Here is a 25,598-nt window from a genome sequence, read left to right as displayed (position 1 = left end):
GCTGGGGTCGAGGAGACTCAGAACCCGGCCTGGCTCACGCCGTACTCGGCCTGCTCGGGGGTGAAGCCCTCGAACTCCAGCTGCTCGACGAGGCCGGACCGGGAGAACGAGGTGAAGGAGAGGTACTCACCGGCGGAGCGGGCGGCCTGCTCGTTCCAGTCCACCCCCAGGCTGTCGACGGCCCAGGTGGCGTCGTCGGTGGCGTAGCCCTCGAACTCCAGCTGCTCGATGAGGCCGGACCGGGAGAACGACGTGAAGGAGAGGTAGTCGTCGGCGGACGAGCGCGCGTTCCGCTGACCCATGGTCAGGTCCGGCTCCGGGGCGGGAGCAGGCGCCGGGGCCGGCGCCGGGGCCGGGGCCGGGGCCGGAGCTGGGGCGGTGCTGCGCGGCGCGGGCGCCGGCACCGGGATCGTCGCCGAGGGCGACGGCACGGTGGTCGGGGCGACCAGGTCGGCCGGTGGGGTCGGCGCAGCGGAGCTCGCCGGCGCCGACGTAGCGGTGGCGGACGCACTGGAACCGGCGGCCGCGGGCGTGTTCCCCGTGTCCTCCTTCGGCGACACGGCGGCCCCGAGCACGGCCAGCGCCAGCACACCGGCGGGGATGGCGTAGCGCTTCCGCCGGTACCAGGGGGCCGGTACCCCTGCGCCGGCCGGCGCGGGCGGCCAGGCGCCCTGCGGCACCGCGTGCGGAGGCGGGAACGGCGGTCCACCGAACGGCGGTGGGGCGCCGAAACCCGGTGGCGGGCCGCCGAACCCGGGCGGCGGGCCACCGAACCCGGGCGGCGGGCCCCCGAACCCGGGCGGCGGGCCACCGAACCCGGGCGGCGGGCCACCGAACCCGGGCGGCGGGCCGCCGAACCCGGGCGGCGGGCCACCGAACGGCGGCGGACCACCGAACCCCGGCTGCGGGCCGGAGCCGGGCGGGGGCAGCGGCGTGGGAGCGAAGGCGGCCGTGGGACGGTCGTCAGCCGCCGGAGGGGTGCCGGGCCGGAACGGCGCGCCGGGCCGGGCCGGGGAGCCCGTCGGGCCGCCGCTGTCCTCGGGGTGTGTCACGGGAGAACTCCTGCATCGCTGGAGGCAGACCTCGTCTGCGTTCCGGTGGAGTATCGGAACCGTCGGCAGGTCCTCCACCCCAGTCGCCCGCGGATCGTGGGCGACGGTCCCGGTGCCGTCCTCACGCACGACGGCGCCCCTCCCGCGGGAGGGGCGCCGTCGGCTGCTCGGGTGGGCCTGCGCTCAGGCCGCGGCCTCCCGGGCGGTGTCCGCGGTGGGACGGGGCACCGCCGTCCGGTCCTGCCGGCCGGCGCGCAGGCCGGCGAGGTACCAGGCGGTGCAGTCGGGGCAGCTGGCGATCCAGACGTGCCGGGGGTGACGGAGACAGAGGGCGCGATCGGCCATGGTGGGGTGCTTCCTGCCGCCGCGGGGCGGCCGTGACTCGCTCGAACAGGCAGTGCAACGCCGGGTGCCGCCCCGGGCATCCACCTCCCGGTGTGGGCGTCGCCTCAGCCGGCCCGCCGCCCACCCCGTGGGGTGAACCGGCGCCGGGCCGCCGGGCGCTCCTCGGGGGCGACCCGGGCCGCCACCAGCACGGATGCCGCGCTTCGTCGAGATCTGACGGAGCGCGGCGCCGTCTTCGTCGCATCTGGCCGCTCCCTGTCACGGGATCCCTGCCGATCGTGTGGGCATGTCCGCTCGACTCGTCGCGGCCGGCACCGCCGCCGGCCGGCAGCAGTCCCCCTGGCTCTCGCCGGCGCCGTCCGTCGAGGACGCCTGGTGGCGCTCGGCCGTGGTCTACCAGGTCTACCTGCGCTCGTTCGCCGACGGCAACGGCGACGGCATCGGCGACCTCGCCGGGCTGCGCGCCCGCCTGCCCTACCTCTCGTGGCTGGGCGTCGACGCGCTGTGGATCAACCCGCACTACCCCTCGGGCGGCGCGGACGGCGGCTACGACGTCGTCGACTACCGGGCGGTCGACCCGGAGTACGGCGACGTGTCCGACGTCGAGGAGCTGGTGGCCGACGCCCGCCGGCTGGGCCTGCGCGTCGTGCTCGACGTCGTCCCCAACCACACCTCCGACCGGCACGCCTGGTTCCAGGCGGCGCTGGCCGACCCGCACGGCCCCGAGGCGTCGCGCTACCACTTCGCCCCGCCGTCGGAGGAGCCGCCGAACAACTGGCGCTCGCTGTTCGGCGGCCCGGCCTGGTCGCGCACCCCGGACGGCCGCTGGTACCTGCACCTGTTCGCCCCCGAGCAGCCCGACCTCAACTGGCGCGACCCCGTCGTGGCCGAGGACTTCGAGCGCACGCTGCGCTTCTGGCTCGACCGCGGCGTGAGCGGCTTCCGCGTCGACGTCGCCTACGGCCTCTACAAGGACGCCGGCCTCCGGGACAACCCGGGCGAGTACTCCCCCACCCTCTTCGGGCACGGCCCCGAGCAGGCCATGACCTGGAACCAGCCCGAGGTGCACGACGTCTGGCGCCGGTGGCGGGCGGTCTGCGACGAGTACCCCGGCACGATGCTGGTGGGCGAGGTCTGCCTGGCCGACCTCGACGAGGTGGCGCTCTACTCGCGGCCGGACGAGCTGCACCAGTCGCTGTCGTTCCGGATGCTGAAGTCGCGGTGGGAGACCCCGGCGTTCGCCGAGGCGATCGGCAGCGCGCTCGACGCCTTCGGCCGGGTGGGCGCGCCGGTGTCGTGGGTGCTGGGCAACCACGACAAGGACCGCATGGTCAGCCGCTTCGGCGGCGGCGAGACCGGCCTGGCCCGCGCCCGCGCGGCGGCGCTGCTGTTGCTGTCGCTGCCCGGCTCGGCCTACGTCTACGCCGGCGACGAGCTGGGCCTGCCGCAGGCGCACGTGCCCGACGAGGCCAAGCAGGACCCGATCTTCCACCGCAGCGGCGGCGAGCGCGCCGGCCGCGACGGCTGCCGCGTCCCGATGCCGTGGAACGCGACGGCCGGGGTGGGCTTCTCCCCCGCCGGCGCCGCGAAGCCGTGGCTGCCGGTGCCCGCCGAGTGGAGGCGGCACGCCGTCTCCCGGCAGACCCGCGACTCCGGCTCGGTGCTGCACCTGTACCGCCAGGCACTGGCCGTCCGCGCCGAGCACCCGGCGCTGGGCACCGGCGAGGCCACCGTCAGCACCCGCGGCGACGTGCTGACCGTGCGCTGCACCGGCGGCGGCCGCACCGTCCGCTGCGTGGTGAACATGGGCACCGACACCGCACTGGTCCGCTCGCGCGGGCAGGTGCTTCTGGAGTCCGGCCCCGGGGTGCACAGCTCCGCCCGCTCGGTGGCGCTGCCGCCGGACACCGCCATCTGGATCGCCGAGGACTGAGGCGGCGAGCCCTCCTCCGCCGAGGGGCCACACTGCAGCGGTGAGCCCGAAGCGCTGCCCCTGCGGCACCGGCCTGACCTACGCCGAGTGCTGCGGGCGGCTGCACGACGGGACGGCGACCGCGGGCACGGCCGAGCAACTGGTGCGCTCGCGCTACAGCGCCTTCGCCGTCGGCGACCCCGCGTACCTGCTCGCCACCTGGGACCCGGCCACCCGGCCACCGTCGCTGGAGCTCGACCCGGCGGTGCGCTGGACCGGGCTGGAGGTGCTGGCCACCACCGGCGGCGGGCCGTTCGACGTCGAGGGCACGGTCACCTTCCGCGCGCACGCCCGCGCCGGCGGGGCCGACCACCTGCAGGCCGAGCGCAGCCGCTTCCGCCGGGCCGACGGCCGCTGGCTCTACACCGACGGCGAGGTCGACGGCGGGGTCGGCTGACCGCTCACCGCCAGCGGTACTCGAGCTCGGGCCGGCCGGTGCCGCCGTAGCGGGGCACGCGGTCGACCAGCCCGGTCTCGGCCAGGTACTCCAGGTAGCGGCGGGCGGTGATCCGCGACGCGCCGATCAGCTCCGCGGTCTCGGCCGCCGACACCCCGTCGGCCTGCCGGACGGCGGTGACGACGGCGTCCAGCGTCTCGCGGCCCATGCCCTTGGGCAGCGGCGCGGACCGCGACGGGCGGACGGTGCCCAGCACCCGGTCGATCTCGGCCTGCCCGGCCGCGTCGCCCCCGCCGGTCAGCCGGGCCCGGTACTCGGCGTAGGCCACCAGCCGGTCGCGCAGCGCCGGGTAGGTGAACGGCTTGAGCAGGTAGCCGACGACGCCGTGCACCGCGGCGGCCCGCACGGTGGCCAGCTCCCGCGCCGAGGTGACGGCGAGGACGTCGACGTCGGCACCCGCCCCCCGGATCCGCCGGCACAGGTCCAGGCCCGAGGCGTCGGGCAGGTGCAGGTCGAGCAGCACCAGGTCGACGGCGGTGCGGCCCAGCGCGGCCAGCGCCGCCGCACCCGTGCCGGCGACGCCGACGGTGGCGAACCCGTCGGTGCGGTCGACGTAGGCCCGGTGCGCCTCGGCGGCCACCGGCTCGTCCTCGACCACCAGCACGCGGATCACCGCGGGGCCCCGGCCGGCACCGACAGCGGGATCGACACCCGGAACTCCGCCCCGGGCCCGGGCCGCACGCCCACCGTGCCGCCGTGGCGGCGCACCACCTGCTGCACCAGCGCCAGGCCCAGCCCGCGCCCGAGACCGGCCGGCGCGCCGTCGGGGTCGGCCTTGGTCGACCAGCCGCGCCGGAAGACCCGCTCGACGTCCTCCTCGGCCAGGCCCGGCCCGCTGTCCTCGACCCGGATCTCCAGCCGGTCGCCGTCGTCCCAGACGCCGACCTGCACCTCGCGGGGCGGCTCCCCGGCCAGCGCGGCGTCGATGGCGTTGTCGAGCAGGTTGCCCACGACGGTGACCAGGTCGCCGCCCGGGATGCCGGTCGCACCCACCGAGGTGCCGGGGTCGACGTCCAGACGCACGCCGCGCTCGGCGGCGGTGGCGGCCTTGCCGAGCAGCAGCGCCGCCAGCACCGGCTCCTCCACCGCGCCGACCACCCGGTCGGTGAGCTCCTGCGCCGCGGCGAGCTGGGCGGTGGCGAACTCCACCGCCTCGCGGCTGCGGCCCAGCTCCACCAGCGAGACGGTGGCGTGCAGCCGGTTGGCCGCCTCGTGCGCCTGGGCGCGCAGCGACTCGGCGAAGGCCCGCACGCTGTCGCGCTCGCCGGTGAGGGCCTGCAGCTCGGTGTGGTCGCGCAGGGTGACCACCGAACCGCTGCGACCCGCGGAGCGGGCGGGCGAGCGGTTGACCAGCAGTACGCGGGTGTCGGTCAGGTGGACCTCGTCGACCCCCCGCTCGGGGCTGCCCAGCGCCGCGGCCAGCTCGGGCGGGAGGCCCAGCTCGTCGAGGCGGCGGCCGGCCGGGTCGCCGTCGAGGTCGAGCAACCGGCGGGCCTCGTCGTTGGCGAGGGTCACCCGGCCGTCGCGGTCGAGCAGCAGCAGCCCCTCGCGGACGGCGTGCAGCACCGCCTCGTGGTGCTCGAGCAGCGCCGCCATCGTCGTCGCGTCCAGGCCGCCGGTCTGGCGGCGCAGCCGCCGGCTGACCGCCCAGCTGCCCAGCGCGCCGACGGCGAGGGTGACCGCGGCGGTGCCGAGGATCCCCGGCACCGCCTCGGCGAGGTCCGCGCCCACGACGTCGACGGTGAGGCCGGCCGACACCAGCGCGACGACCTCGCCGCCGTCGCCGAACACCGGGCCGGTGGTGCGCAGCGACGGGCCGAGGGTGCCGGTGTAGGTCTCACTGAAGGTGTCCCCCGCCAGCGCCGGGGCGACGGTGCCCACGAACGGGCGGCCGATCTGCGCCGGGTCGGGGTGGGTGAAGCGGGTGCGGTCGGGCGCCATCACGGTGATGAACGACAGCCCGGTGTCGGCCCGCACCTCCTCCACGAAGGGCTGCAGCACCGCGGTCGCGTCCCCGGCGGCGACGGCGTCGACCACGAGCGGGGAGTCGGCCAGGCTCTCCACCACGGCCCGCGTGCGCTGCTCCGCGGCGCGCTCCAGGGCCGAGCGGGCGTCGAGGTAGGCGACCGCGGTCGCCGTCGTCACCACGGTCAGCAGGACGAGCGCCTGCAACCACAGCAGCTGGCGCGCCAGGCTCGTCCCCCTGCGGACCCGCCCGCGGCGGGTGAGCATCGACACGCTCCGCAGTGTCCCGCTGCGGACGGGTGGGCGTGAACGCAATGAACGCATGCGTGACGCCGGTCACGGCGTCCGGCCCACTGGGAGCGACCACCGCCCGGACCCCGGGCGCCGTCCTCACCCTCCCAGGAGCTCCCATGGCAGCTGGCACCGCGGCCGGCAAGCGTGACCGCACGCACTGGCTCTACATCGCCGTGATCGCCGCCGTCGTCCTCGGCATCGTGGTCGGCTTCGCGTTCCCCGAGTTCGCCGTGAGCCTCAAGTGGCTCGGCACGGCGTTCGTCGGCCTGATCAAGATGCTCATCGCGCCGGTCATCTTCTGCACGATCGTGCTGGGCATCGGCGCCATCCGGCAGGCGGCCAAGGTCGGCCGCATCGGCGGCCTGGCGCTGGGCTACTTCGTGCTCATGTCGACCGTCGCCCTGGCGATCGGCCTGGTGGTCGGCAACGTCCTGCACCCCGGCGACGGGCTGCAGCTGTCCGAGGAGCTCCGCGGCGCGGGCGCCGAGCTGGCCGGCACGGCCGAGGAGTCCGGCGGCACGACCGACTTCATCCTCGGCCTGATCCCGACCACGCTGGTGTCCGCGCTGACCGACGGCTCGGTGCTGCAGGCGCTGCTCGTCGCCCTGCTCACCGGCTTCGCCATCCAGGCCATGGGCCGCTCCGGCGAGCCGCTCCTGCGCGGCATCGGCCACTTCCAGAAGCTGGTCTTCCGCATCCTCGCGATGGTCATGTGGGTGGCCCCGATCGGCGCCTTCGGTGCGATCGCCGCCGTCGTCGGCGAGACCGGGATCGACGCGCTGAAGAGCCTGGCGATCATCATGCTGGGCTTCTACGCGACCTGCGCGGTGTTCGTGTTCGTCATCCTCGGCCTGATCCTGCGGCTGGTCGCCAAGATCAACGTCTTCTCGCTGCTGAAGTACCTGGGCCGGGAGTTCCTGCTGATCGTCTCCACCTCGTCGTCGGAGACCGCCCTGCCCCGCCTGATCGCCAAGATGGAGCACGCCGGGGTCAGCGCGCCGGTCGCGGGCATCGTCGTCCCGACCGGCTACTCGTTCAACCTCGACGGCACCGCCATCTACCTGACGATGGCCTCGCTGTTCATCGCCGAGGCGCTGGGCGACCCGCTGACGGTCGGCGAGCAGATCGGCCTGCTGGTCTTCATGATCATCGCGTCGAAGGGCGCCGCCGGCGTCACCGGTGCGGGCCTGGCCACGCTGGCCGGCGGGCTGTCGGCGCACCGTCCGGACCTGCTCGACGGCGTCGGCCTGATCGTCGGCATCGACCGGTTCATGTCCGAGGCGCGCGCGGTGACCAACTTCGCCGGCAACGCGATCGCCACCGTCCTGATCGCCACCTGGACCAAGGAGCTCGACCGCGGACAGCTCTCGGCCGCGCTGTCCGGCGAGTCCCCGTTCGACGAGGCGACCATGATCGACGACGACCACGGCGGCCCGTCCGACGCCGGGCTCCCGGCCGACGCGACCAACGCCGGTCCCGGCGAGCGCGACGCCGGCGACGCGCTGCGCGAGGCGGCGGCGGGCTCCACCCGCTGACCCGCTCCACCCCGGTGCCCGTCGTCCCCTCCGGGGGGCGGCGGGCACCGTCGCGTCCGGGGGCCGGTGCTGCGGCTCCCGGGCCGGTGTGGTCGGCTGCCGCGGTGCCCGCCCTCGATGTCGTCGTCGCGGGGGCCGGGCCGGCGGGGCTCTCCGCCGCGGCGGCGTGCGCGGCGGCCGGGCTGCGCACCGCGCTGGTCGCGCCGTCGCTGCGGGTGTGGCCGGCCACCTACTGCCTGTGGGCCGACCAGCTGGCGGCGGCCGCCCCGGCGCTCGGCCTGGACCCGGCCGCGGTGGCCGCGGCGTACGCGCCGACCGTCGTCCGCACCGCCGCCGGCGGCGAGCGGCGGCTGGGCCGGGACTACGCCCGGCTGCGCAACGGCGTGCTGCACGCCGCGCTGCTCGAGCGGTTCCGGGCGGGTGGCGGCGAGGTGGTGACCGGTCGGGTGACCGGCGTGCGCGCCGAGGGCGGCCGCGAGGTCGCCGTCCTGGCCGGCGGGGGCGAGCGGGCGGCCGGGGTGGTGCTCGACGCCCGCGGCGGCGGCCCGGGCACGGCGCAGCAGCGGGCGTGGGGCGAGGTGGTGGCCGGCCCGGTCGGGGACCTGGTGCCGCCCGGCGGGGCACTGCTCATGGACTGGGCCGCGCTCGCCGACCCCGCCGCACCGCCGGCCTTCCTCTACGGCCTGCCCCTGGACGACGGCACGGTCCTGCTGGAGGCGACGTCGCTCGCCGCCCGCCCGCCGGTGCCGCTGGACGACCTGCGCGCCCGCCTCGGCGCGCTGCTCGCCGCCCGCGGCCTGCGCCCGGCCGGGGAGGCCGAGCGGGTGGCCATCCCGCTCGACGCCCCGCGCCGCCGCGGCACCGTGCTGGGCGCGGCGGCCGGGCTGGTGCACCCGGCCACCGGCTACAGCGTCGCCTCCTCGCTGCGGCTGGGCCCGCGGGTGGCGGCAGCGCTGGCCACCGGCCGCGACCCCCGGCCGGTGGTGCGCGCGGCCCGCCGCCGGACGACGGCGGGGCTGCTGGGCCTGGGCCTGGAGGTGCTGCTGCCGCTGGACACCGCGGCCACCGACGCCTTCTTCGCCGCGTTCTTCACGCTGCCCGAACGCGCGTGGGCGGCCTACCTTGACGTCGGGTCCTCCCCCGCCGCCGTCGCCGCCGCCATGGCGCGGACGTTCGCCGCCCTCCCCGCGGCCCAGCGGGCCCACCTGCTGCGCACCGTGCTGCGGGTGGGCGGCCGCGCGGTGACCCGGCGCGGCCGGTGAGGCCGGCCGGTGCGCCGCCGGGGTGCGGTCAGGACCGGCGCCAGCCCGGCAGGCGGTGCAGCCACGGGTGCCGGCGGGCCCGCGCGGGCGGGACCGGCGGCCGGCCGGCCACCGCCGTCAGGTCGGCCGTCAGGTCGGCCGGCGGGTCGGCCGGCGGCGGCTCCGGCGGCGCGGGCGCCGGGGACGGAGCGGGGACCGACGCGGCGCGGGACGCGGTCGCGCCGTGCGGGTGGGCGTGCGCCCGCTCGGCCACGCGGGCGCGGCTGAGCTGGTGCTGCACGCCCAGCGGGTCGCAGCGCGAGCCGCGGGCGGCCACGTCGTGCTGCGCCTCCCACTGCGCCACCAGCTTCTCGCCCTCCGTCATCTCCCACGCCCGGCGGGTCTGCGACGGGTCCATGGTCATCCCTCCCGACGGCCCGGGCCCGGCCCGGGCACCTCGACGCGGTCCGGCCGCTCCTCCGGCTGCGGCGCGGTCCCCGACCGGACGACGGTCACCGGGCACGGCGCCGCCTTGAGCAGCGAGGAGCTCACCGACCCCAGGAGCCGCCCGACCGCCCGACCGCGGCCCCGGGCGCCGACGACCAGCAGGTCGGCGCCCTCCGCGGCGGCCAGCAGCGCCTCGACCGGTGCGCGGTGCTCGGCCCGGCAGTCGACGCGCACTCCCGGCGGCACCCCGGCCCCGGCGAGGTCGTCGGCGATCGCCTGCTCCACCGCCCGCCCGTACTCCGCGAGCGGCGGCACGTAGCCGGGCTCCCAGCAGTCCGGCCGCGGCGCGGTCGGGATGCTCCAGGCCCGCACGACCGTCAGCGGCATCCCCGCCCGTCCGGCCATGAGCGCGGCCCAGGTCAGCGCCCCGCGGGCGCACGCCGAGCCGTCGACGCCCACGACGACGGCTCCCCCGGACGACGTCGGTCCCACGGCGCACCTCCTCGCCGGCCGGCGGGGCCGGTCGGGACCAGTGCACCTCCTGGCGGCCGCGCACGGCAGGGCCGGAGGTCCCCGTCGCGGTCCCGCGGCCGGCGGCTCAGACCTCCTCGGTGGCCAGCCGCCCGGAGGAGCGCTGCACCAGGCCGGCCACCACCACGGCGCACACCAGCGCGGCCAGCGCCCCGATGACCGCGACGGCGGGCACGTCGAGCAGCGCGTCGAGCAGCGCCACGCCCGCGGCCAGCAGCGGCCACCACCAGCCGCGGCGCACCTCCCCCGTCATCGCCGACGCGGTGATGCTCGCCGAGGCCAGGTAGGCCGCGACCCCGCCGGCCACCAGCAGCCGGGTCCCCGCGGGCACGTCCCCGGCCTCCACGACGGCGAGCTCCACCCCGGCGCCCACGGTCGCCAGGGCGAGGGTCAGCGGGAGGTGCCCGAACACGTAGACGTCGTGGGAGTGCGCGCCGTTGGACTGCCCGGTCTCGTCGAGCAGCCGCTTGGCGCGCGCACCGGCCAGGTCGAAGTAGCTCCACCACAGGGCCGCCGCGAGGACGAACGCCAGCACCGCCACCGGCAGCGCCTCGCCCGACCAGTCGGCGTCGTAGAGCCCGTGCGCCACGGCGGCCACCGGCTCGCCGAGCACGAGGATGACGAACAGCGCGAACCGCTCGGGCAGGTGCTCGACGTGCAGCGGGACGTCGGCCCGCGACCGCGTGGCCAGCAGCGGCACGAGCGCCTCGACCAGCACCGCGGCGGCCCACAGGGCGAACCCGGCCGGCCGGGGCACGGCCAGCGACACCGCCCACAGCGCCGCCCCCGCCACCGCGCCGGCCAGGTAGAGGCGGGTGATGGGGCGGGCCTCGGGCACGTGCCGGTGGGCCCGCTGGTACTGCAGGACCAGCATCAGCCGCAGCAGCAGGTGGCAGACGACGAAGACGGTGAACCGCTTGCCCGTCGCCTCGGACGCCGCCGCGGCGAGGCCGACGACGGCGGCCATGCTGCCGAGCTTGTAGAGCCGGTACACGACGTCGTCGTGGTCGAACCGGTTGGCGTAGAGCGTCGAGCTGACCCACGACCACCAGACCGTGGCGAACAGGCCGGCGAAGACCCCGAACCCGTGCCAGGTCACGTCCTCGCGGAGCGCGATGGCCAGCTCCGCGACGACCAGCACGAACGCCAGGTCGAAGAACAGCTCCAGCCGCGAGGCGGAGCGGCCGCCGTCGGTGCGCAGCGAAGGCGCCCGCACCACGTCCTCCCGACCGGCCACGCGCGTCCCCCGTCCCGTCCGCCCCGTCCGACCGTGCCCAGTACCCCGGCTGCCGCGGTCCACGCCGTCGGGCCGCCGCTCAGCCGGCGCCGGTCGGCTCCGGGGCGGTCGCCGCCCCGCCGAGCCGGCGCCAGAGCCAGCTGGTCGGCACCCGGCGGCCGGTCACCACGTACTCCACGAGGCCCTCGACCAGCAGCGTCGTCTCCAGGGCCCGGCGCACGCCCGGCCGCCCGGCGCACAGCAGCTGGTCGCCGGGGGCGAGCACGAGGTCGCCGCCGGGGGCCAGCAGCGCCTCGTCGCCGCGCAGCACCAGCAGGGGCACCGCGGCCAGCGGGCGGTCGCGGTCGGCGGGGCTGCGCAGCAGGTCCGCCAGCCGCAGCCGCCCGGCGGCCAGCCAGGCCTGCACCGCCGGCGCCTCGTCCTCGGTGAACCGCAGCTTCCACAGCGGCTCCAGGTGCGTGCCGCAGGCCTCGACCAACCGGTCGACGACGCCGGCCGACCACTCCTCGGGCTGGTGCAGCAGCTCGCGCAGGAAGCGCCACAGCAGCGGCGTGCTCAGCCGGGCGTAGGTGTCGCGGGCGACCACGTCGGTGGGCACCAGCAGCGCGTCGAGGTCCATGGCGGCGAACAGCGCGGCGTTGGTGGGCTGGTTCTGGCGGGCGGCGACGAACAGGTCCGCGTTGACCCGCCGCGCCTCGGCGACCAGCGACAGGTTCGTCGTGTCGTTGTCGGTGGCCGCGACCAGGCCCACCGCCGTCTCCAGCTCGGCGCGCCGCACCACCTCCGGCTCCGCGGCGTCGCCGACGACGTCGACCTCGCCCGGGCTCGGGTCGACGGTGGTCACCTCCAGGCCCTCGGCGCGCAGGTCGGCGGCGAACTGCCGGCCGAAGCGGCCGTAGCCGAACACCGCCCACCGGCCGGGGGCGGGCGCGGAGGCCCGCGGCGGCAGCGCGGCGCCGGGGCCGCTCTCGAGCCAGGTGGTCAGCTGGTAGGACGCCGGGGCGCGCAGCGCCAGCCGCAGGTGGTCGCCGAAGCGGTCGAAGGGGTTGACCACCTCCGGGTGGCCGAAGGACGCCATCCGCTCGGCCACGGCCGCCGACGTCGTGCGGGTGACCACCGGGAGCTCGGGGCGCAGCAGCGCGGCCGCCATCGTCACCGCGAGGTTGACCTCGTCGTCGTTGGTCAGGGCCACCACGCCCTCGCAGTACGGGTGCCCGAGGCCGGCGACGCCGAGCACGTGCGGGTCGCGCGCGTCCCCCAGGACCCCCGGGACGTCGGCGTGGTGGGTGTTGAGCTCGAGGGCGTCGATGCGGGCCTCGGCGACGTCGACGACGGTGAAGCGCCGCCCCAGGGTGTCGAAGGCCCGCCCGAGCGTCTCCCCCGTCTGCCCGTAGCCGGCGATGAGCAGGAACGGCTCGCGCAGCCCCGTCACCTTGCGCGAGACGTGCCGCAGCGCCAGCGCCTGCCGGAAGGCGCGGTCCTGCACGAGGGCGAGCAGCGCCCCGATCGCGTAGGCCCAGCCGATGACGGTGAGGTAGATGGTGCCGGTCACCCACATCCGCTGGGCGTAGGAGAACGCCGTCGGGATCTCGCCGAAGCCGATCGTCGTCGCCGTGTAGCTCATGACGTAGAAGGCGTCGAACACGCTCAGCCGGGTCGCCCCGCCCTCGGTCGACTCCCCCGGGATCAGCGAGAGCCCCAGCACGCTGACGGCGAAGATGACGATCAGGGTGATCAGCGGGGCGCGCATCCGCCGGAGGACGACGAACACCGTCGCCGACCCCTCGGCCCGCGGCACGACCGGCCCGCGGCGCCGTCCGCGCCGGCTCCCCATCGCCACGGCGGGCACGTCAGTGCCGCTGGAAGGAGACGGTCTCCACGACCAGCAGGACGACGGAGACCAGGTTGGCCAGCAGCGCCCCGCCCGACAGCGACACCATGCTGGCCGTCGCGCCGGCGGTGAGGCCCTCGCTGGAGATGTACGCGGCGTAGGCCCAGGTCAGCGACGCCGCGATGAGCTGCAGGTCGGCCACCAGGCTGGTGGCCAGGTGCACCGCGCCGATCTGCGTGCGGTCGCCGAACTTGAGCACGGTGGCGATCAGGTTGACCACCACGGCGGCGAACAGCTCGTACACGTTGTGCAGCTCGGGCCGGTCGAGGTCGCCGAGGAAGAAACCGAAGTTCAGCGTGGCGGCGAGCAGGACGAAGAACCCGAAGACCACCTTCTCGAGGTTCACGCGGTCCGACACCCCCGTCCGCTGCCGCTGGGTCGGCCCGACCCTATCGGCGGGAGCCCGGCGGCACCGGTCGAGCGGCGGGCGGGCCGGCCGGGGCGGTGGCGTCGTCCGCGACGCGTGGCGGCGTCCGGACGCGCCCAACTCACTGGACGGTCACCGGAAGGCTCTCTAGCGTCATCGGTGCGTCATTCGGAAGCAGGTGTTCCGAGGGGGAGACGTGCTCGGCAGTCGGCGCCAGTCGGGAGGACCACGCGCGCGTCGACGCGCGCCCGGGTCCCGCAGCGGCGGGACAGGGGCGCTCCTCCGGAGCTCACCGGGACCGGGGACGACGGTGTCCCGACTGGCGGGTGGGTGATCGGTCGTGGTCGAGCGGGTCGTGGAGTTCGCGCTGGAGAGCGGCGGCACCGTGCTGGTGCGGGTCGGGGACGGCACCGCGGCCGGCGGGTACGCCGGCGGCGAGGTCACCCGGGGGTGGGGGGACCGGGACCAGCGGGTGGTCGAGCAGGCGCAGCAGAGCTTCGAGGCGGCCGTCAGCCGCGTGCAGCCGGCCGTGCAGGCACTCGTGCAGCGCCTGCGGTCGGTGGACCGGAACCTGGCGGAGATCACGGTCGACTTCGGCATCGAGCTCAGTGCCGAGGTGGGGGCCTTCGTGGCCGGCGCCAGCTCCACGGGCAACTTCACGGTGTCGATGACCTGGCGGCCCGGCCGGGACGACCCGGCGGACGGGGCCGCCGGATGACCCAGCGCACCTACCTCGACTTCGACCTGCTGGTCGAACCGGCCTCGCCGGGCAGCTACCGGGCGCGGGTGCTCAACTCCCCGGTCGGCGAGACCCGTCCCGTGCCGGTCACGATCCCGTTCTCCGACCTGGAGCTGGAGAACTTCCTGCTGCGCATCGGTCGGCCGCGCCGGTACCCGGTGCGCGGCCAGGGCGAGCCCGAGGCCGCCGCCGTCCGCGACTTCGGTGCCCGGCTGTTCGACGCCGTCTTCCACGACCAGGTGCACAGCGCCCTGACCGCGAGCCTCGACCAGGCGGAGGGCCGGGACGCCGGACTGCGGCTGCGGCTGCGGCTGACCGACTCGCCCGAGCTGGCCGACCTGCCCTGGGAGTACCTCTACGACAGCGAGGCCCGCCGGCACCTCGCCCTGTCGGAGTGGAGTCCGGTGGTGCGCTACCTCGACCTCCCCGGTCGCATCCGCCCGCTGCCGGTGCGGCCGCCACTGCGCGTCCTCGTGCTCGTCGCCAGCCCCACCGACTTCCCGCCCCTCGACGTGGACGCCGAGTGGGACCGGTTGCAGCACGCCCTCCGGGGCCTGCAGGACGCCGGACGGGTCCGGCTCGAGCGGGCCCCGGCCGGGACCATGGCCGAGCTGCAACGGCTGCTGCGGCGCGGCCAGCACCACGTCTTCCACTACATCGGCCACGGGCGGTACGACGCCGAGCTGGGGGACGGCCAGCTGGCCGTGGAGGGCCCGACCGGCCGGGCGCAGCCCATCAGCGGCTGCGACCTCGGCGCCCTCCTGCACGACCACCGGACCCTGCGCCTGGCGGTGCTCAACTCGTGCGAGGGCGCCCGGGGCGGCCGGCGCGACCCCTACTCGGGGACCGCGCAGAGCCTGGTCCACCAGGGCATCCCCGCCGTGGTCGCCATGCAGTTCGAGATCACCGACCGGGCCGCCATCGCCTTCACCCGCGGCTTCTACGAGGCCGTCGCGGACGGCTACCCGCTCGACGCCGCGCTCGCCGAGGCCCGCAAGACGATCCGGCTCCAGCCGAACGAGGTCGAGTGGGGCACCCCGGTGCTCTACCTCCGCGCCCCGGACGGGCGCGTCTTCGACGTCGCCGACCCGCCGGGCGACGCGGGGAGCGCACCGGCCGCGGGCGGCGCCGCCGGTCCCCGCAGCCCCGCCGCGACCACGACCCCGCAGGGCGGGCGCCCCCGCAGGGCCGCGGCGCCGCGCGCCCGTGCGCAGGGGAAGCCGGCCGGAGGCGAGGGTCCCGACGGGACCCCGCCGGCCGCACCCCGGACGCCCGCGCGCAGCAAGCCGGCCGGGACCGGCGCGGCCGGCCCGGACCGGCCTCCCCCGTCCGCGTCACCTCCCCCCTCCGCGTCCCCTCCCCCCTCCGCGTCCCCTCCCCCGCCGCCGCCCCCGCCGCCGGCGGAGGTCCCGCCGCCGGCGGAGCCGGCGCCGTCGACGCCGGGAGCCCGGCCGTCGCGGCGGCTCCTGCTCGCCGTCGCCGCGGTCGTGCTCCTGGTCGGCCTGGTCGGCGGGACGGTCCTCCTGCTGGACCGGCAGGGCCCGTCCGGTGGGCCGGCCGGCAGCACCCAGCCGGCCCCGACCGCCTCCGCACCCCCGGGACCCGCCGAGACGACCGCCCCCGGTCCCCCGCCCCCGGTGCCGGGCGTACCGCAACCCGCGGTCGGTGCGGAGATCCCGGTGGGCGAGACCCCGGGCTACGTGGTGGCCACCCCGAGCGGGCGCCAGCTCTACGTCGCCCAGCGGGAGGCCCACCAGATCGCGGTGGTCGACGTCGGGCTCGACACGGTGACCGGGCGCATCGAGGTGCCGGAGGGCCCGCCGCAGTTCGTGGCGTTCTCCCCGGACGGCCGGACGGCCTACCTGAGTCTGTACGACGAGGACCGTCCCGACGGGGTGTTCGCGGTCCTCGACACCCGGACGCAGGAGGTCGTCGCGACCGTCCCCCTGGACGGTCGGCCGTGGGCTCCCGCGGTGACCCACGACGGGACGCGGGTCTACGTGCCCGTCGAGGGGCCGGACGTGGTCGCGGTCGTCGACACCGGGACCCACGAGGTCCGGACCCGGATCCCGGTGGACCCCCTGCCGCACTCCATCGAGCTCACCCCCGACGGCGCGCGCGGCTACCTGGCCGACCACACCTCGAACGTCGTCTCGGTCATCGACACCGCGACGGACACCGTGGTGCGGACCGTGCCGGTCGACGCGGGCCCGCACCGGGTGGCGGTGCACCCGGACCGGCCGCTGGTCGCGGCCGTCAACTACGACGCCGACCGGCTCACGGTGATCGACACGGGCACCGACACGGTCGTCACCAGCATCCCGGTCGGGGACGGCCCGCAGGACGTCACCTGGTCCGCCGACGGCCACTTCGCCTACGTCACCAACGTCGAGGCGGACACGCTCTCGGTGGTCGCGGCCCACGACTGGAGCGTCACGACCACGCTGCCAGTGGGCGACGCCCCCACGTCGGTCGCGGTGCTGCCCGACGGGTCCCGCGGCTACGTGACCAACCTCAACGACGGCACGCTCCGGGTGCTGCACCTCTCCGGCTGACCCGGAGGCGGTGGCGAACACGGCGCGCGCTCCGGCGCCGGGGGGCTCGGGGCCTCCCCGGCGCCGGGGTCCGCGGGGCGCTCAGCTGGTGTGGTGCACCTCCTGCAGGCCGTGCACCGGCGTCGGGATGCCGGCGTGGCGGGCCTTGAGCTGCAGCGCCAGGTAGAGGGAGTAGTGCCGCGACTGGTGCAGGTTCCCGCCGTGGAACCACAGCGCCTCCTGCTGGGTGGGCTTCCACATGTTGCGCTGCTCGCCCTCCCACGGGCCGGGGTCCTTGGTGGTGTCCGACCCCAGGCCCCAGACCTTGCCCACCGTGTCGGCGACCTCCTGGCTGATCAGGTCGGCCGCCCAGCCGTTCATCGACCCGTAGCCGGTGGCGTAGACGACGAGGTCGGCCGGCAGCTCGGTCCCGTCCTCGAGGACGACGGCGTCCTCGGTGAGGTGGTCGACCTGCCCGTGCGCGAGCTCCACCTCGCCGTCGGCCACCAGGTCGGCCGCGCCCACGTCGATGTAGTAGCCCGAGCCGCGGCGCAGGTACTTCATGAACAGGCCCGACCCGTCGTCGCCCCAGTCGAGCCGGAACCCGGCGGCCTCCATGCGGCGGTAGAAGTCGGCGTCGCGCTCCCTCATCTGCTCGTAGAGCGGGATCTGGAACTCGTGCATGACCTTGTACGGGATGGAGGCGAACACCAGGTCGGCCTTCTCCGTGGTGACCCCGTTGGCCACCGCCTCCTCGCTGTAGAGCGCGCCGAGGCCGATCTCCATGAGGCTGTCGCTCTTGACGATGTGCGTCGAGGTGCGCTGCACCATCGTCACGTCGGCGCCGTGCTCCCACAGCGCGCCGCAGATGTCGAAGGCGGAGTTGTTGCTGCCGACGACGACGACCTTCTTCCCGGCGTACTCGTCGGGGCCGGGGTGGGCCGAGGAGTGGTGCTGCTCGCCGCGGAAGACGTCCTGGCCCGGCAGCACCGGCACGTTGGGCTTCCCGCTCATCCCGGTCGCCAGCACCAGGTGCTTCGGCCGCAGCGTCAGCTCCTCGCGCTCGTGACCAGGGCCGTCGCGCACCACCTCGACGGTCCACTCGCCGGCTTGCGGCGAGTAGGTGGCGCTGCGCACCTGGGTGCCGCCCCAGTACGGGATCTCCATGACCTTCACGTACGACTCGAGCCAGTCGCCGATCTTGTCCTTGGGGGCGAACACGGGCCAGTTGTCCGGGAACGGCAGGTAGGGCAGGTGGTCGTACCAGACCGGGTCGTGCAGGCACAGCGACTTGTAGCGGCTGCGCCACTGGTCGCCGGGGCGGGCGTGCTTGTCGACGACGAGCGCCGGGACGTCGAGCTGCCGCAGCCGCGCGCCCAGCGCGATGCCGCCCTGACCGCCGCCGACGACGAGCACGTAGGGCTGCGTGGTGCGGCCGAGCTCGGCGTCCTCGCGCGCCCGGCGCTCGGCCCAGGTCTGCCGCTCCCGGTTGACGCCGTGCTCGGCGCCCTTGGGCCGCGCCCGGCCGCGGGGCTCCTCGTGGCCCTTCAGCTCGTGGAGCGTGGTGAGGAACGTCCACGCCCTCGCCTGCCCGTCCTCCTCGACCAGCCGCACCAGGCCCCGGCCGCGGCCGACCGCCGTCTCGAAGGTGAACCAGGCGGTGGTGACGCCGTCGGCCTCGTCGGGCTCCTCGGTCACGGTGAAGCCCGAGGGGTCGGTGCGGTCGAGGGTGGCGGTGAGCAGCTCGGTGACGCCGGCCCGGTCCTCGACGGTGGTGATGTTCCAGCTGAACGCGACCAGGTCGCGCCAGAAGCTGGTGCGCGCGAACAGGCCGGCGGCGCGCTCGACGTCGCGGGCGCGCAGCGCGTCCTCGAGGGCGGTGAACCAGTCCCGGGCCCGCCGGCCCGCGGTGGTGGGGGGTGCGTCGAGGGTCTGCGTCATCGGGAGGGCCTCCTCGCCGTCGCTGTGACGTGGTGTGATGGGGAGCACAGCGCCTCCGCGACGTCGGCGGGAGGGTTGCAGCGGATTGCACGCGGAGGTGCAGGTGCCCGGCTGGTCGGCGGTCGCGCCCGGGACGGACCTCTCCTCCCACGCCCGGGTGCTCACCCGGGTGCACGACGCGGTGATCGCCGGCGGCCGGCCGCCCGTGGCACCGCGCCGGGTGGTGCAGCGGTCGTGGACGCGGGTGCTCGGGATGGGCCTGGACCCCGGGCGGCGGGGTGGCCGCGACCCGCTGCCGCTGGACGCCGTGGAGGCCCGGCGCCGCCGCTCGGCGCTGTCGCTGGTGATCGGCGAGCTGCGCCAGGTGCTGGGCAGCGTCGCCGACGCCTCGCACTTCCTCGTCGTGGTCACCGACGCCGAGGGCGTGGTGCTGTGGCGGGAGGGCGCGGCGGCGACCCGGCTGCACGCCGACCGGCTGGGCTTCGCGGAGGGCGCCACCTGGACCGAGGCGGCGGTGGGCACCAACGCCATCGGAACGGCGCTGGCCGAGGCCGCGCCGGTGCAGCTGTTCTCCGCCGAGCACTTCGAGCAGGCGCAGCACCCCTGGTACTGCAGCGCCGCGCCGATCCACTCGCCGGTCACCGGGGAGCTGCTCGGCGTCGTCGACGTCAGCGGCCCGGCGCTGACCCTCCACCCGGCCATCGGCGCGCTCGTGGAGACGTCGGTGCGGCTGGCGGAGTCGCGGCTGCGGTGGCACCACGAGCAGCGGCTGGAGCGGCTGCGGCGCAGCGCCGACCCGGTGGTGGCCGGCGTGCAGGGCCCGCTGCTGGTGGTCGACGACGACGGCTGGGTGGCGCACAGCTCCGGCGTCGCCGTCCGGCCGCGGGTCGCCGCGCCGCAGGCCGGCCGGGTGGTGGCCGTGGCCGGGCTGGGGCTGTGCACGCCCGAGCGGCTCGGCGAGGGCTGGCTGGTGCGCCCGCGCGGCGCCCGCGAGCCGGTGTCGGCCGAGGTCGACCTCACCGGCCCGCCGGTGCTGCGAGTGCGCGCGGGCGGGGGGCCGTGGGCGGCCGGGCTGACCCGCCGGCAGGCGCAGGTGCTCTTGCTCGTCGCCCGGGCCGGCCGGGCCGGCCTCACCGCCGGGGCGCTGAGCCGCGGCCTGTTCGGCGACGACCAGCACGTCGTCTCCGCGCGGGCGGAGGTGTCGCGGCTGCGCCGGGTGGTCGGTGACCTGGTGGCGACGGCGCCCTACCGGCTGGCCGAGGGCGTGACCCTGACGGTGCGTACCGGTCCCGACGGCGGGTAGCCCCGGGGGCGTCCCGACCCCGGCCGGAGGAGACCCCGTGGCCCACGCCGTGCCCCCGCAGGACGTGCTCGCCCACCTGGGCGAGGTCGACTACCCCGCCGACAAGGCCGCGCTGCTGGCCGCCGCCGAGCGGCACGGTGCTCCCGACGAGGTGCTGCGCGCCCTCCGGACGGTGCCGCCGGGGACCGACTACGCCCACGCCGACGAGGTGGTCCGCGCCCTGGGGCCGGCGTCGGACTCCGGCGAGGACCCCACGCACGCCGCCGAGGCGGCCCGCGCCGATGCGCGGGCGGCGTTCACCGGGCACCCGGCCGACGACGGCGGTCCCGGCGCCGGCTGACCGCCGTCCGCTTACCCGTCCGGGTGGTCGGCCCGCCGGCTCCCTGCGGGGCGGGCCGGCCGGCGCCGAAGACCCCTGCGTGACCAGTCTCGCCGTCCGGCCGGAGGTGGGTCCCGAGCCGGGGCCGGGCGTCCTCGCGCAGCTGGTGGCCGCCCTCGACGAGCTCGAGACGCTGACCCGCTTCGACTCGTCGGAGGCCGCCGCCCGCGCCGAGGCCGCGGTCGCCACCGCCGCCTCGCTCGGGCGCGCCGACCTCGAGCAGCGCGCCCGGCTGGTGCGCGCGGACCTGCTGCGCCGCCGCGGTGCGGTCGACGAGGCCGGCCGGATCGCCCAGGACGTGCACCGCTGGGCCACCGAGGCGCACTCCCGGCACCTGCTGGCCCGCGCCTCCTTCGTGCTCACCGCGGTGTTCCAGGAGCTCGGCGACCTCTCCGGCGCGCTCGAGCACGCCGTGTCCGCCGTCGACCTGCTGGCCGACGACGCCCCGCCGGCGCTGCGGGTCGACCACCTCGTCCGGCTGGCCGACGTCCTGGGACTGTCGTGCGACGACGCCGCCCCCGAGCGCTACGCCGCCGTGCTCCGGCTGGCCGAGGAGTTCGGCGACGTCGACCGGCAGGTGCGGATCCTCAACAACCGCGCCTACACCGACCAGCTCGCCGGCCGGTTCGAGGACGCGCTGGCGGCCAGCACCCGGATGCAGGCGCTGGCCGCCGCGCACGGCACCCCCCTCGACGTGGGCGGGCTCGACACCGTCGCCCGCGCGCTCATGGGCCTGGGCCGGTTCGACGAGGCCGAGGCCGCGCTGCTGCCCGGGCTGGCCCCCGAGGTGCTCGGCGCCTCCGCGGACGGCGACGCGGGCGCCGACTTCCTGCTCACCCTCGCCGAGGTGCAGCGCCGCCGCGGTGCGGTCGACGCCGCGCGGCGCACGCTGGTCGAGTGCGTGCGCCGCTGCCGGCGGCACGGGCTGACCGCGATCCGCGTGCGCGCCCGCGCCGAGCAGGCCGAGCTGCACGCCGCGGCCGGCGACTTCCGCGCCGCCTTCGCCGAGCACAAGCGCCACGTCGCCGAGCTCACCGAGCTGCAGTCGGCCCAGCGCGACGCCCGCGCCCGCACCCTGCAGGCGATGTACGAGACGACGGAGGCGCGCCGGCAGAGCCGCCGCTGGCGCGAGCTGTCGCTGCGCGACCCGCTGACCGGTCTCTACAACCGCCGGTACGTCGACGAGGAGCTGCCCCGCCTGCTCGAAGCGCCCGGCGCCGAGCTGGTGTGGGTGGCGCTGCTCGACCTCGACCACTTCAAGACCGTCAACGACACCTGCTCGCACGCCGTCGGCGACGAGGTGCTGCGCGCCGTCGCCGGGCTGCTCCAGCAGGCCGGCGCGCCCGGCGCAGGCTCCTACGCCGCCCGGCTCGGCGGCGAGGAGTTCGTCCTGGTGCTGCCCGGCCCGGACGCCGGCGCGGTGGCCCGCCACCTGGAGCTCGTCCGCGCCGCGGTCGCCGCGCACCCGTGGGCGCCGCTGACCGGCGGGCTGCCGGTGACGGTGAGCGTCGGCGCCGCCAGCACCGCCGAGGTCGCCGACCGCACCGCCGCCCAGCTCCTCGGCCGCGCCGACGCGCGGCTGTACCGGGCCAAGCGCGGGGGCCGCGACCGCGTCGTCGTCACCGGCTGACCGCCGCCGACGCTCGGCGGCGACGGATCGTCCTGCGGTGCCGGCCCCCGGAGCGCCCGGCGCCGGCGCGCGGCAGGCTGACCGGCGTGAGCACCGACACCCCGATCAGCCGGTTCCCCGTCGTCGACCCCGTGGGCCTGCCCGCCGACCTCGCCGAGCGCTACGCCGACGTGCAGGAGCGCTCGGGCTTCCTGCCCAACGTCTTCGCCGCGCTGGCCTGGCGCCCCGACGAGGCCCGCGCCTTCTTCACCATGCACGACGCGCTCATGGACAAGGACACCCCGGGCCTGTCCACCGGCGAGCGCGAGCTGGTCGTCGTCGCCACCAGCGCGGCCAACGACTGCGCCTACTGCGTGGTCGCGCACGGCGCCATCGCCCGCATCCGCACGCGCGACCCGCACCTGGCCGACCTGGTCGCCGTCGACTGGCGCAAGGCCCCCCTCGACGACCGGCAGCGCGCGATCCTCGACGTCGCCGTCCGGCTGTCCACCGACCCCGCCGCGGTGACCCCCGAGGACCTCGACCGGCTGCGGGCGCACGGCCTGACCGAGGACGACGTGTGGGACGTCGGCGCGATCACCGCCTTCTTCGCGCTGTCCAACCGGCTGGCGCACTTCGCCGCCATCCCGCCCAACCCGGAGTTCCACCTGCTGGGCCGGGTCCCGCGGCAGCGGTGACCCCGCCCGGGGTCAGGACGCCGGCGCCACGCTCCTGGCGAACCGGGAGATGTCGGCGACCGTCGAGTCGTACACGTCGCCGATCGCGGTCTTGAAGATGGAGTCGGCGCCGTGGGTGAGCCCGAGGTTGACCCGGCCCGTGGCGCGCACCCCGGCCGCCTGCAGCCTGCGGTAGTAGGCGATGCCCTCGTCGCGCAGCGGGTCGAGCTCGTTGACCGAGACCACGTGCGGCGGCATCCCGGTGAGGTCCTCGACGGTGGCGAAGTACGGCCACGCCAGCGGGTTCCGGCGGTGCTCGTCGGTGGGGTCGTAGGTGGAGACGAGCACGTCCATCATGAGCGTGTTGAGGAACCAGCCCTCGTTCTCCACCAGCGAGGGCAGCTCGGCGCGCTTGGCGTCCTCGTCCCAGCCGTAGCCGCCGGAGATGTAGGGGACCATCGCGTAGACGCCGGCGATGGCGTCCAGCCGACCCTCGCGCTTGGCCAGCAGCGCGGACGCCAGGCAGAGGTTCGCCCCGCCGGACTCCCCCTGCAGCACCAGGGAGGTCGTGCCGAGGTCGGCGCGGTGGGCGTCGATCCAGGTGAGCGCGTCGGCGCAGTCGTGCAGGCCGGTCGGGAACGGCGCGTGGCCGGCGGTGGAGACGGCGTTGCGGAAGTCGACGGTGACGACGACCAGGCCGGTGGCGGCGAGGTCCTCGCACCAGCGGGTGTGGATGCGGTTGTCGTACTCGAGGATCGTCATCCCGCCCCCGTGGAGGTAGACCAGCCCGGGCAGCGCCGTCCCCTCCGTGCCCGCCGGGCGGAAGACGTGGAGGGCGATCCCGTGGCCGTCCCGCCCGGTCACGGTGCGGGCGGTCCGGGTGACGTCGTCGCGGCCGGGCTCGTCCGCGGCGATGGCCGCGTACAGCTGCTCGAAGGCGTCGTGCGCGCCGCGGACGAACGCCAGCCTGTCCTCCAGCGACGCGGACCGGTCGAACGGCGGCGGCGCGGCCTGGGCGTCGAGGCCGAGGCGGGCGAGGGCCTCGCGCAGCCGCCGGTCGGCGCGGTCGTCGGTGCGGTACTCGGCGGACGGGTCCCCGAGCCGGCCGGGCAGCGGGGTGGACCTGCGGTCGGAGGTGGTGGTCACGGTTCCTCCCGGGGGAGAGCGGGACGACGAGGACGCACCGTAGTGACGCACGTCGCCCGAGGGCAACGAGGTGCGATCCCCGCGCGCACCCGTCCCCGGCGCCACCGGGCCGCAGCCGCGGTCGCGGCCGCGGCGTGCGACACCGCACCGGACCGTCGTCCCACCCCCGGCTACCGTGGGCCCGTGACCAGCGCGGACGGCTCGGCCGGCGACCCGGCGGTCGCCGACGCCGACTTCGACCGGCTCGTCGCGCTGGTCCGCACGCTGCTCGACGTCCCCACCGCCCTGGTGAGCCTGGTCGGCCCCGACGAGCAGGTCTTCCCCGGCGCGGTCGGCCTGCCGCTGCCGTGGCAGGTCCTCCGGCGCACCCCGCTGTCGCACTCCTTCTGCCAGTACGTGCGGCAGAGCGCGCAGCCGCTGGTGGTCGGCGACGCCCGGCAGGTGGAGGTGCTGGCCGACAACGGCGCCGTCGGCGACCTCGGCGTCATCGCCTACTGCGGCGTGCCCCTGCTCGGCCCCGACGGCGAGGTCGTCGGGGCGGTCTGCGCCATCGACGGCCGGCCGCGCGAGTGGACCGACACCGACATCGCGGTGCTCACCCAGATCGCCGGGCTCGCCGCCTCGGAGCTGCGGCTGCGCGCCGCCACCCGGGACGCCGACGCGGCACGCCGGGCCGCCGAGCAGGCCGGTGAGCAGAACCGCCTCCTGCTGCGGTTCGCCGAGACCCTGGCCGACGCCGTCACGCTCCCCGACGTCGCCGCCGCCGTCACGGCCGCCGCCACGGAGGTCCTCGGCACCGTGCGGAGCTACCTCGGGCTGGTCGACCCGCGCACCCGGCGGCTGCACCTGGTGCCCCCCGCCGCCCGCCCGGGCGACGAGACCCCGGCGTGGCCGTCGCTGCCGCTCGGGACCGACCACCCGCCGACGGCGGCCCTGGCGACCGGCCGGGCGGTCCTCCTGCCCGACGCCGCCACCACGCTGGCGCGGTTCCCCGCGGCCGCGTCGGCGGCCGGGGGTCCGGCACCCTTCGAGGCCTCGGCGCACCTGCCCCTCCCGGTGGCCGGCGACCTCCCCGGCACGCTCAGCCTGGTCTGGGACACGCCACGGGCGTTCACCCCCACCGAGGAGGGCCTCGTGCTGGCCCTCGCCCGGTACACCGCCCAGGCCGTGGCCCGCGCGGTGCTGCTGGCCGAGCAGGAGTCGGTCGCCACCACCCTGCAGCGGGCCCTGCTCGGCGAGCTGCCCGCCCCGCCCGGCCTGGAGCTGGCCGCCCGCTACCTGCCCAGCAGCGCCGGCGCGCAGGTGGGCGGCGACTGGTGGGACGCCTTCGAGGACTCCGCCGGCGCCACCGTGCTGGTCATCGGGGACGTCACCGGCCACGACGTCCGCGCCGCGGCGACCATGGGCCAGCTGCGGTCGATGCTGCGCGGCTTCGCCTACGAGTCCGGGGAGCCGCCCGCCCACGCCGTCGACCGCCTCGACGCCGCGGTGGCCGGGCTCCGGGTCGGCGCGCTGGCCACCGCCGTGGTGGCCCGGGTCGACCCCGGCGACGACGGCGGCCGCGTGCTGTCGTGGAGCAACGCCGGCCACCCGCCACCGCTGCTGCGCTCCCCCGACGGCACCGTCGAGGTGCTCGCCTCCACCCCGGACCTCCTGGTCGGCCTGGACCCCGCCCGCCCGCGCGCCACCCACAGCACCCGGCTCGCGCCCGGCAGCACCGTGCTGCTCTACAGCGACGGGCTGGTCGAGCGACGCCGCACCGACCTCGACAGCGGCATCGCCCGGCTCGCCGAGGCGCTCGCCGGGGACGACGCCGGCTCGCTCGACGACCTGCTCGACCGGCTGCTCGCGGGCGTGCCCGGGTCCACCGACGACGACGTCGCGCTGCTCGCCGTCCGGGTGTCGCCCGTCCCCTGACCGGCCTGCGGGAACCGGG

23 protein-coding genes are annotated in these 25,598 nt (G+C 76.8%); 12 read left to right on the top strand and 11 right to left on the bottom strand.

The window, feature by feature from the left end; all coding sequences use genetic code 11:
* Positions 1–17: 17 nt before the first annotated feature.
* A complete protein-coding gene (locus BMZ33_RS00965) occupies positions 18–302 on the bottom strand; it encodes an Ltp family lipoprotein (RefSeq protein WP_091106883.1) in 285 nt (94 codons plus the stop codon).
* Between the two features lie 76 nt (positions 303–378).
* On the opposite strand from BMZ33_RS00965, the gene BMZ33_RS00960 reads away from it, so the two are divergent.
* Positions 379–609: a hypothetical protein gene (locus tag BMZ33_RS00960; protein ID WP_169063717.1), complete on the top strand. Its 231-nt coding sequence runs from the start codon at positions 379–381 to the stop codon at positions 607–609.
* A 626-nt stretch (positions 610–1,235) separates the two neighbouring features.
* Here the strand turns inward: BMZ33_RS00960 and BMZ33_RS22905 are convergent.
* Positions 1,236–1,397, bottom strand: coding sequence for a hypothetical protein (locus BMZ33_RS22905; RefSeq protein ID WP_169063716.1), 162 nt, complete (start codon positions 1,395–1,397; stop codon positions 1,236–1,238).
* A gap of 286 nt (positions 1,398–1,683) precedes the next feature.
* Between BMZ33_RS22905 and BMZ33_RS00955 the strand changes: the two genes are divergently transcribed.
* Both BMZ33_RS00955 and BMZ33_RS00950 read left to right on the top strand, forming a co-directional pair.
* Positions 1,684–3,330, top strand: coding sequence for a glycoside hydrolase family 13 protein (locus BMZ33_RS00955; protein ID WP_091107809.1), 1,647 nt, complete (start codon positions 1,684–1,686; stop codon positions 3,328–3,330).
* Positions 3,331–3,370: 40 nt separating this feature from the next.
* Positions 3,371–3,766 carry a YchJ family protein gene (locus BMZ33_RS00950; RefSeq protein ID WP_091106879.1) on the top strand — a complete coding sequence of 132 codons (396 nt, stop codon included), beginning with the start codon at positions 3,371–3,373 and terminating at the stop codon, positions 3,764–3,766.
* Between the two features lie 4 nt (positions 3,767–3,770).
* On the opposite strand, the gene BMZ33_RS00945 is transcribed toward BMZ33_RS00950, so the two are convergent.
* Positions 3,771–4,439, bottom strand: coding sequence for a response regulator (locus tag BMZ33_RS00945; protein ID WP_091106878.1), 669 nt, complete (start codon positions 4,437–4,439; stop codon positions 3,771–3,773).
* Positions 4,436–6,058 (bottom strand): sensor histidine kinase, encoded by a 1,623-nt coding sequence (locus BMZ33_RS00940; protein ID WP_211202792.1) that lies wholly within the window; start codon positions 6,056–6,058, stop codon positions 4,436–4,438. Before BMZ33_RS00940 ends, BMZ33_RS00945 begins: the two co-directional genes overlap by 4 nt.
* A gap of 143 nt (positions 6,059–6,201) precedes the next feature.
* Here BMZ33_RS00940 and BMZ33_RS00935 point away from each other — a divergent pair, with 143 nt between their 5' ends.
* Both BMZ33_RS00935 and BMZ33_RS00930 read left to right on the top strand, forming a co-directional pair.
* Positions 6,202–7,620 carry a cation:dicarboxylate symporter family transporter gene (locus tag BMZ33_RS00935; protein ID WP_091106874.1) on the top strand — a complete coding sequence of 473 codons (1,419 nt, stop codon included), beginning with the start codon at positions 6,202–6,204 and terminating at the stop codon, positions 7,618–7,620.
* 104 nt (positions 7,621–7,724) lie between these two features.
* Entirely contained in the window at positions 7,725–8,882 is a 1,158-nt protein-coding gene (locus tag BMZ33_RS00930; protein ID WP_169063714.1) for a lycopene cyclase family protein, read from the top strand.
* A 28-nt stretch (positions 8,883–8,910) separates the two neighbouring features.
* Here the strand turns inward: BMZ33_RS00930 and BMZ33_RS00925 are convergent, their stop codons facing one another.
* From BMZ33_RS00925 to BMZ33_RS00905, 5 genes are all read right to left on the bottom strand, one after another.
* A complete protein-coding gene (locus BMZ33_RS00925; protein WP_091106871.1) occupies positions 8,911–9,279 on the bottom strand; it encodes a hypothetical protein in 369 nt (122 codons plus the stop codon).
* A gap of 2 nt (positions 9,280–9,281) precedes the next feature.
* On the bottom strand, positions 9,282–9,800 hold the full coding sequence (locus BMZ33_RS00920; protein WP_091106869.1) for a universal stress protein: 519 nt from the start codon (positions 9,798–9,800) through the stop codon (positions 9,282–9,284).
* 106 nt (positions 9,801–9,906) lie between these two features.
* Positions 9,907–11,055, bottom strand: a complete 1,149-nt coding sequence (locus BMZ33_RS00915; protein ID WP_169063713.1) for a low temperature requirement protein A — start codon at positions 11,053–11,055, stop codon at positions 9,907–9,909.
* A gap of 100 nt (positions 11,056–11,155) precedes the next feature.
* A complete protein-coding gene (locus BMZ33_RS00910) occupies positions 11,156–12,910 on the bottom strand; it encodes a potassium channel family protein (RefSeq protein ID WP_091107805.1) in 1,755 nt (584 codons plus the stop codon).
* Between the two features lie 16 nt (positions 12,911–12,926).
* The gene (locus tag BMZ33_RS00905; protein WP_169063711.1) at positions 12,927–13,325 is read right to left on the bottom strand and encodes a DUF6394 family protein; all 399 of its coding nucleotides are present in this window, start codon (positions 13,323–13,325) and stop codon (positions 12,927–12,929) included.
* A gap of 349 nt (positions 13,326–13,674) precedes the next feature.
* Here BMZ33_RS00905 and BMZ33_RS00900 point away from each other — a divergent pair, with 349 nt between their 5' ends.
* Positions 13,675–14,052, top strand: a complete 378-nt coding sequence (locus tag BMZ33_RS00900; RefSeq protein ID WP_091106865.1) for a CU044_2847 family protein — start codon at positions 13,675–13,677, stop codon at positions 14,050–14,052.
* Positions 14,049–16,628, top strand: a complete 2,580-nt coding sequence (locus BMZ33_RS24360; RefSeq protein ID WP_091106863.1) for a CHAT domain-containing protein — start codon at positions 14,049–14,051, stop codon at positions 16,626–16,628. The genes BMZ33_RS00900 and BMZ33_RS24360 overlap by 4 nt, the downstream gene beginning before the upstream one ends.
* 81 nt (positions 16,629–16,709) lie before the next feature.
* On the opposite strand, the gene BMZ33_RS00890 is transcribed toward BMZ33_RS24360, so the two are convergent.
* Positions 16,710–18,548: a flavin-containing monooxygenase gene (locus BMZ33_RS00890; RefSeq protein WP_091106861.1), complete on the bottom strand. Its 1,839-nt coding sequence runs from the start codon at positions 18,546–18,548 to the stop codon at positions 16,710–16,712.
* A gap of 103 nt (positions 18,549–18,651) precedes the next feature.
* On the opposite strand from BMZ33_RS00890, the gene BMZ33_RS00885 reads away from it, so the two are divergent.
* The 4 genes from BMZ33_RS00885 (at position 18,652) to BMZ33_RS00870 (ending at position 22,537) form a co-directional block, all read left to right on the top strand.
* The gene (locus tag BMZ33_RS00885) at positions 18,652–19,851 is read left to right on the top strand and encodes a sigma-54-dependent transcriptional regulator family protein (protein WP_091107801.1); all 1,200 of its coding nucleotides are present in this window, start codon (positions 18,652–18,654) and stop codon (positions 19,849–19,851) included.
* A 37-nt stretch (positions 19,852–19,888) separates the two neighbouring features.
* Positions 19,889–20,191: a DUF2795 domain-containing protein gene (locus BMZ33_RS00880; protein WP_091106859.1), complete on the top strand. Its 303-nt coding sequence runs from the start codon at positions 19,889–19,891 to the stop codon at positions 20,189–20,191.
* 79 nt (positions 20,192–20,270) lie between these two features.
* A complete protein-coding gene (locus BMZ33_RS00875; protein WP_169063710.1) occupies positions 20,271–21,860 on the top strand; it encodes a tetratricopeptide repeat-containing diguanylate cyclase in 1,590 nt (529 codons plus the stop codon).
* An 86-nt stretch (positions 21,861–21,946) separates the two neighbouring features.
* Complete coding sequence (locus tag BMZ33_RS00870) at positions 21,947–22,537, top strand: peroxidase-related enzyme (protein WP_169063709.1); 591 nt, start codon at positions 21,947–21,949, stop codon at positions 22,535–22,537.
* 12 nt (positions 22,538–22,549) lie between these two features.
* On the opposite strand, the gene BMZ33_RS00865 is transcribed toward BMZ33_RS00870, so the two are convergent.
* Complete coding sequence (locus BMZ33_RS00865) at positions 22,550–23,662, bottom strand: alpha/beta hydrolase fold domain-containing protein (RefSeq protein ID WP_136697160.1); 1,113 nt, start codon at positions 23,660–23,662, stop codon at positions 22,550–22,552.
* Positions 23,663–23,845: 183 nt separating this feature from the next.
* Here BMZ33_RS00865 and BMZ33_RS00860 point away from each other — a divergent pair, with 183 nt between their 5' ends.
* Positions 23,846–25,579, top strand: coding sequence for a GAF domain-containing SpoIIE family protein phosphatase (locus tag BMZ33_RS00860; RefSeq protein WP_169063708.1), 1,734 nt, complete (start codon positions 23,846–23,848; stop codon positions 25,577–25,579).
* Positions 25,580–25,598: the final 19 nt, after the last annotated feature.

Origin of the sequence: Geodermatophilus dictyosporus, assembly GCF_900115505.1 — a bacterium.
GTDB lineage: Bacteria > Actinomycetota > Actinomycetes > Mycobacteriales > Geodermatophilaceae > Geodermatophilus > Geodermatophilus dictyosporus.
This window is presented reverse-complemented; position numbering and strand designations above follow the sequence as displayed.

Bases quoted from the DNA above. Each gene is read 5' to 3' on its own strand.
- BMZ33_RS00890 (WP_091106861.1), bottom strand. From the start codon at position 18,548: ATGACGCAGACCCTCGACGCACCCCCCACCACCGCGGGCCGGCGGGCC.
- BMZ33_RS00935 (WP_091106874.1), top strand. From the start codon at position 6,202: ATGGCAGCTGGCACCGCGGCCGGCAAGCGTGACCGCACGCACTGGCTC.
- BMZ33_RS24360 (WP_091106863.1), top strand. From the start codon at position 14,049: ATGACCCAGCGCACCTACCTCGACTTCGACCTGCTGGTCGAACCGGCC.
- BMZ33_RS00925 (WP_091106871.1), bottom strand. From the start codon at position 9,279: ATGGACCCGTCGCAGACCCGCCGGGCGTGGGAGATGACGGAGGGCGAG.
- BMZ33_RS00955 (WP_091107809.1), top strand. From the start codon at position 1,684: ATGTCCGCTCGACTCGTCGCGGCCGGCACCGCCGCCGGCCGGCAGCAG.
- BMZ33_RS00910 (WP_091107805.1), bottom strand. From the start codon at position 12,910: ATGGGGAGCCGGCGCGGACGGCGCCGCGGGCCGGTCGTGCCGCGGGCC.
- BMZ33_RS00965 (WP_091106883.1), bottom strand. From the start codon at position 302: ATGGGTCAGCGGAACGCGCGCTCGTCCGCCGACGACTACCTCTCCTTC.
- BMZ33_RS22905 (WP_169063716.1), bottom strand. From the start codon at position 1,397: ATGGCCGATCGCGCCCTCTGTCTCCGTCACCCCCGGCACGTCTGGATC.
- BMZ33_RS00940 (WP_211202792.1), bottom strand. From the start codon at position 6,058: ATGCTCACCCGCCGCGGGCGGGTCCGCAGGGGGACGAGCCTGGCGCGC.